At 35.1% G+C, this 5,267-nt stretch carries 8 protein-coding genes; 4 read left to right on the plus strand and 4 right to left on the minus strand.

The genetic code is table 11. The annotated features are described in order from the left end of the window. Positions 1-1,094, plus strand: a 1,094-nt coding sequence (locus tag AB4Y90_RS15950) for an alkaline phosphatase family protein (RefSeq protein ID WP_441558568.1), incomplete at its 5' end; no start/stop codon positions are given. Here the strand turns inward: AB4Y90_RS15950 and AB4Y90_RS15955 are convergent. From AB4Y90_RS15955 to AB4Y90_RS15970, 4 genes are all read right to left on the minus strand, one after another. Next, on the minus strand, positions 1,072-1,383 hold the full coding sequence (locus tag AB4Y90_RS15955; RefSeq protein WP_441558569.1) for a barstar family protein: 312 nt from the start codon (positions 1,381-1,383) through the stop codon (positions 1,072-1,074). The genes AB4Y90_RS15950 and AB4Y90_RS15955 overlap by 23 nt on opposite strands. Before the next feature lie 162 nt (positions 1,384-1,545). Continuing rightward, the gene (locus AB4Y90_RS15960; protein WP_441558570.1) at positions 1,546-2,028 is read right to left on the minus strand and encodes a ribonuclease domain-containing protein; all 483 of its coding nucleotides are present in this window, start codon (positions 2,026-2,028) and stop codon (positions 1,546-1,548) included. 116 nt (positions 2,029-2,144) lie between these two features. Beyond that, a complete protein-coding gene (gene nadE / locus AB4Y90_RS15965) occupies positions 2,145-2,936 on the minus strand; it encodes an NAD(+) synthase (RefSeq protein WP_441558571.1) in 792 nt (263 codons plus the stop codon). 13 nt (positions 2,937-2,949) lie between these two features. Further along, complete coding sequence (locus AB4Y90_RS15970) at positions 2,950-3,480, minus strand: GNAT family N-acetyltransferase (protein WP_441558572.1); 531 nt, start codon at positions 3,478-3,480, stop codon at positions 2,950-2,952. Between the two features lie 122 nt (positions 3,481-3,602). Between AB4Y90_RS15970 and gldB the strand changes: the two genes are divergently transcribed. From gldB to AB4Y90_RS15985, 3 genes are all read left to right on the plus strand, one after another. Then, complete coding sequence (gldB, locus tag AB4Y90_RS15975; protein ID WP_441558573.1) at positions 3,603-4,589, plus strand: gliding motility lipoprotein GldB; 987 nt, start codon at positions 3,603-3,605, stop codon at positions 4,587-4,589. An 81-nt stretch (positions 4,590-4,670) separates the two neighbouring features. Then, the gene (gene gldC, locus AB4Y90_RS15980; RefSeq protein WP_441558574.1) at positions 4,671-4,997 is read left to right on the plus strand and encodes a gliding motility protein GldC; all 327 of its coding nucleotides are present in this window, start codon (positions 4,671-4,673) and stop codon (positions 4,995-4,997) included. 97 nt (positions 4,998-5,094) lie between these two features. Beyond that, positions 5,095-5,267: PLP-dependent transferase (locus tag AB4Y90_RS15985; protein WP_288374485.1), on the plus strand; the 173-nt coding region annotated here is incomplete at its 3' end.

The raw sequence follows: 5,267 nt of genomic DNA on the forward strand, positions 1-5,267 counted from the left end.
CTACCGGAGATTTCATTACGAGTACTTGGTACATGAATGATTTGCCACAATGGCTGAAAAATTTCAACTCTCAGAATCTTCCGGATCAGTTGGTTGCTAACGGTTGGAATACTTTATTGCCAATTAATCAATACACTGAAAGTTCACCAGATAATTCTTCTTGGGAAGGGCTTTTGGGAAGCTCAAAAACCCCTGTTTTCCCGTACAATAATTTGGCTGAAGATTATAAAACTAAAAAAGATAACATCCGTTACACTCCTTTCGGAAATACTTTAACTTTAAAACTGGCCGAAGCTTCTGTGGAAGGTGAAAATTTAGGAGCGGATGAAGTAACTGATATTTTGGCGATCAATCTGGCTTCAACAGACTATGCCGGACATAAATTTGGGCCAAATTCTATCGAGGTAGAAGATGTTTATTTAAGATTAGATCAGGATTTAGCTGCATTTTTCAAATATCTTGACGAAAAAGTTGGTAAAAATCAGTATACGGTTTTTGTTTCGGCAGATCATGGCGGGGCACATTCTGTAGGATTTTTAGAAGAGCATAAGATCACCACAGGTTTTTTTGGTGAAGGCATGGAAAAGAATTTAAATGAAAAGCTTAAAGAAAAATTTGGTGTTGATAAACTGATTAACGGTGTTGATAATTATCAGATTTATTTTGACAGAAAATTAATGGCAGACAATAAACTTGAGCTTGAAGATATTAAAGAATTTGCAATTCACGAATTAGAAAAAGATCCTACAGTTTTATATGCCGTTTCTACAACAGAAGTACAGGAAGCAACGATTCCTCAACCAATAAAAGAGAGAATCATCAACGGAATAAACAGGCAGAGAAGCGGTGATATTCAATTGATTTCTCACGACTCTATGCTTCCTCCGTATTCAAAAACAGGAACTACACACAGTGTCTGGAATTCTTATGATGCACACATTCCTTTGATTTTTATGGGATGGGGAATTAAGCATGGTGAAAGCAACAAGCAATATCATATGACTGATATTGCGCCGACGGTTTCTGCTTTGCTGCACATTCAGTTTCCAAGCGGAAATGTGGGAAATCCTATTACTGAGGTTTTAGGAAAATAGTATTTTGATATTTAAACGAATCGGGCGCAGCAAAGCTGCGCCTAAAATCTTCAACTTCCTCTTCGGCATCTTCCAGAGTCGTTAAAAGATCTTCAAACATTTCAAGCTGATCGACACTCATGTTTACAAATTCTATATGCAAAGGCATTTCCAGTTCGCCGGAAATTACATCTGAAAGTGCATCAAGGTTATCTCCGAAATGTTCAGGAAGCTTTATTTTTTCTTTAAGCTGAGTGTAAAAATCTTCGTAGTCTCCGATTTCTGTAAAATCGATGTATATTGTATTCATATTTTTATTTAAAATTTTTAATGTGCAAATGTAGAGTTTTCAATTGTCATTGCGAGAATGTCGAGTACTCAATGTCATTGCGAGAAGCAAAGCGCCAAAGCAATCTCAATTTTAAAGTTGATTAAATTTAAAACGCTTCAATGTATTCCTTAATATGATGAGCTACCTTTTCTCGAAACTTTTATAATGATCTTTAGTTAAATAAACCTCACCGTTTTTCGTAAAAACAATTCGGTCACCATTTCTGTTTCCGCAGTTGTAATTAACATCGGCTTCAAAGTATTTTTCATCTTTCGGAAGTTTCCCTTCCCGGTTTCCAAAATAATCTCCGCCAATCGCTTTTTCGGGCAAAACATCGCAAAGATTTCCCTGTGACGGATTCCAACCAAATTTTTTGGCTTCGTTTTTTGTAATGTAATAATCAGGAAGCTTTCTATTTTGCTTTACATATTTAATTACAGTATTCTCATTGGTTAACTCATCGATAGATTGTTTATCAACGTGATTTACCGAAGCTTCCGAAATACTTTCGTTTTTAATTGCAGCTTTCTTCTCTGCAAAAAAATGATTATAAACAAACATCACAGACATTCCGAAAAGAAGTCCGAGACAGGCAAAGAAGAGCGAACGGATTTTAGGATTCATATTTTTATGGTCAATGGTTAATTTAACTTCGTTAATGAATTGTCAATGTCAAACTATGAAACGCGAATTGCAAAAATTCACAATTGACACTTCACTTGCAGAGCAAAATTGACTTTTTACGTTCTCCACTTTTCATTAATATCACACACCGGAATCGGGTTGATTTTATGTTGCGCCGCTTTATTCATCCTGCTGAAAATTTTAAAAACTTCAAGATCTCTTCCGTTGTAATCGGCTTCGGTTTTGGTTCCCCATTCCTTCTGAATTTTTTCTAATTCTGGATAGGTGGCTCCAATCTGCATTTCATCGGTTCTTTCGGCATCCCAAAGTCCGTCTGTAGGGATTGCTTCCTGTATGTTTTTTACGAGATTTAAAGCTTTTGCCAATTCATAAACCTCAGTTTTGTAAAGATCAGCGATAGGAGAAATGTCAACGCCGCCGTCACCATATTTTGTATAAAAACCAATTCCGAAATCTTCCACTTTATTTCCTGTTCCGCAAACCAAAAGACCGTTTATTTGTCCGTAATAATACAAAGTAAGCATTCTTAAACGTGATCTTGTATTTGCGAAAGCCAGTTTTTCATTTGGAAATTCGTCATCGTGAACGTCAAAAGTGTTGTATAATTCTTCGAAAGCCGGCGTAAGATTTACAGACATAGCTTCTACATTCGGGAATTTAGATTTTAGATCATTCATGTGTTCCCAGGCTCGGTTTACCTGATCTTCTTTTTGGCGGATCGGCATTTCGATCAGCAAAGTTTTCAAACCGGTCATTGCTGCCAAAGTAGAAACCACTCCGGAATCTACACCACCCGAAACCCCGATTACATATCCTTTTACATTTGCTTTGGTGGCATAATCTTTCAGCCATTTTACAATATGATCTATTACTTTTTGTGTCTGCATTGTATATATTTTATTATTTAAAATTTTCTTTTTTAAGTTCATACCAGAAACAAATTCCGTCAGGTTCGGTAAATTCGCCTGTTTTTTCAAATCCTAATTTTTGTAAAATATGATTGGATGCTGTATTTTCAGAATGAGCGTAAGCATAAATAATTTCGGTTTTCAAATCATTAAAACCATAATTCAAAGACGCTTTTCCGGATTCTGTAGCATAACCTTTTCCCCAAGTTTCAGGCAAAAAACGATAGCCGAGTTCATAGAAATTTTGATGTCCGTTTACTTGAGATGTATTTAGTTTTAATCCGCTCCATCCGATGAGTAGCTTACTTTCTTTTTCAATAACGGCAAGTCTTCCTACACCATTGTCTTTATATTGCTGCATAATCATTTTCACCACTTCTTTCGATTCTTCAATTTTAGAAAGTGTAGGCATTCCGACATATTTCATGACTTCCGGATCAGAATCGAGCAGATAAAGACGCTTGTAATCTTCTTCAATAAATTTTCTAAGAATCAGTCTTTCGGTTTCAAGTTCAATATTCATGGTTGGGCGGTTGTGTTTTTAAAGATTTTAATATAACTTTCATAGTCACAAAAAAATCTGTTTTCAGCTTAAGTTTATATTAATATCCTTATTTTTGTACACTTAAATTTCATGTAAAAATAATGAAGATTTTTAGAATTGCAGCACTTTCATGCTTTTTAGTTTTAAGTTTAAACTCATGTAAAAAAGAGCAGGAAACTGATTGGAAAGTAGAAATAAAAAATCCTGCCGAAAAAGTAGAGGTAACCGATATTTCAAAGGAGTTTTACAATCCAAATGTACCTTTAGATCAGTTTAAAGCTAAATTTCCATGGTTTCAGGGGACGGTTTCAGATGCAGATTTTGCCAAAAACAGGGTGAATCCTGATGAAGTGAAAATTTATAAGGAAGCCATTTTAAAAATCGACCAGGCAAAGCTTCAGAAAGAGCTTCAGGATTTGTTTTCGCACATCAAATATTATTTCCCTGAGTTTAAAACGCCAAAAGTGTATTTGTTTTCATCAACATTGCAGATGATTCAGGATCCTATATTTTTTGATGCAAAAACCAATTTCCTTTTCATAGATGTAAGCGGATTTATGGGAAACAATAATCCTAATTATAAAGGTCTGGAAAATTATTTTCAGAAATCGATGAACCCGAATAATATTGTTCCTAAAGTTTCAAGAATATTTGCAGAGCAGGCTGTTCCTTTTTCGCCTGATCATCAGAAATTTATTGATCTGTTGGTCTATAACGGAAAAATAATGCTTCTTCAGGATGCTTTTCTACCCGAAACTCCCGATTACCTGAAAATGGATTACGATAAAAAGCAATACGATTGGTCTGCTGCGAATGAAGCCAATATTTATAATTATTTTGTTGAAAATAATTTGATTTTTGGAGACGATCACCGTTTGGTTGACCGTTTTATCAATCCGGGACCGTTTTCAAAATTTTATACAGAAATCGATAACGAATCTTCGCCAATGGTAGGCGTTTTCATCGGATGGCAGATTTGTAAAGAATATTTAAAGAAAAATCCTGAAACGAAACTTACTGATTTCCTTAAAATGGATGCAACGGAAATTTTTAACAAAGCAGGATACAAACCAAAATTAGAAGAATAAATAGGTTTGATAGTTTTTGGTTGTTAGTTGATACAAAAAAACTAAACCCTAAATCCTAAAACCTAATAAAAAATTAGAAAAATGAGAAAGACTCAGATAACGATAGATGTAGAGCTTGACGAAAACCACATCCCGGAAGTAATGACATGGAACGCTCAGGACGGAGGCGTAGAAAAAGAAGAGACAAAAGCGGTGATGATTTCCGTTTGGGACGAAAAAGCTTCAGAAGCGCTAAGAATTGATCTTTGGACGAAAGATATGCCGGTTGATCAGATGAAAATGTTTATGCACCAGATTTTCGTTTCAATGGGGAATACGTATCAGAGAGCAACAGGTGAAGATGATGTTGCAGCATGGATCGAACAAATGGCTGAGGAATTTGCTATAAAATCAGCAATAAAAATGTAAAATCAATTTGAAAATTTGATAATGAGTTAATTTGAAAATGATGCGATGCAAATAATTCTCAAATTCTCAAATTTCCAAATTAATAAATTATAAAAAAATGAATTTCAATACAAAAGTTATACACGGCGGACAACACCACGAATCTGCTACAGGATCGGTGAATGTTCCGGTTTTTTTAACCTCAACATTTGCACAAAAATCTCCGGGTGTGCATTCAGGCTACGAATATTCAAGAGCTGCAAATCCCACAAGACAGGCCTTGGAAGACTC

The sequence above is a fragment of the Chryseobacterium sp. 2TAF14 genome (assembly GCF_052115105.1).
Lineage (GTDB): Bacteria > Bacteroidota > Bacteroidia > Flavobacteriales > Weeksellaceae > Chryseobacterium.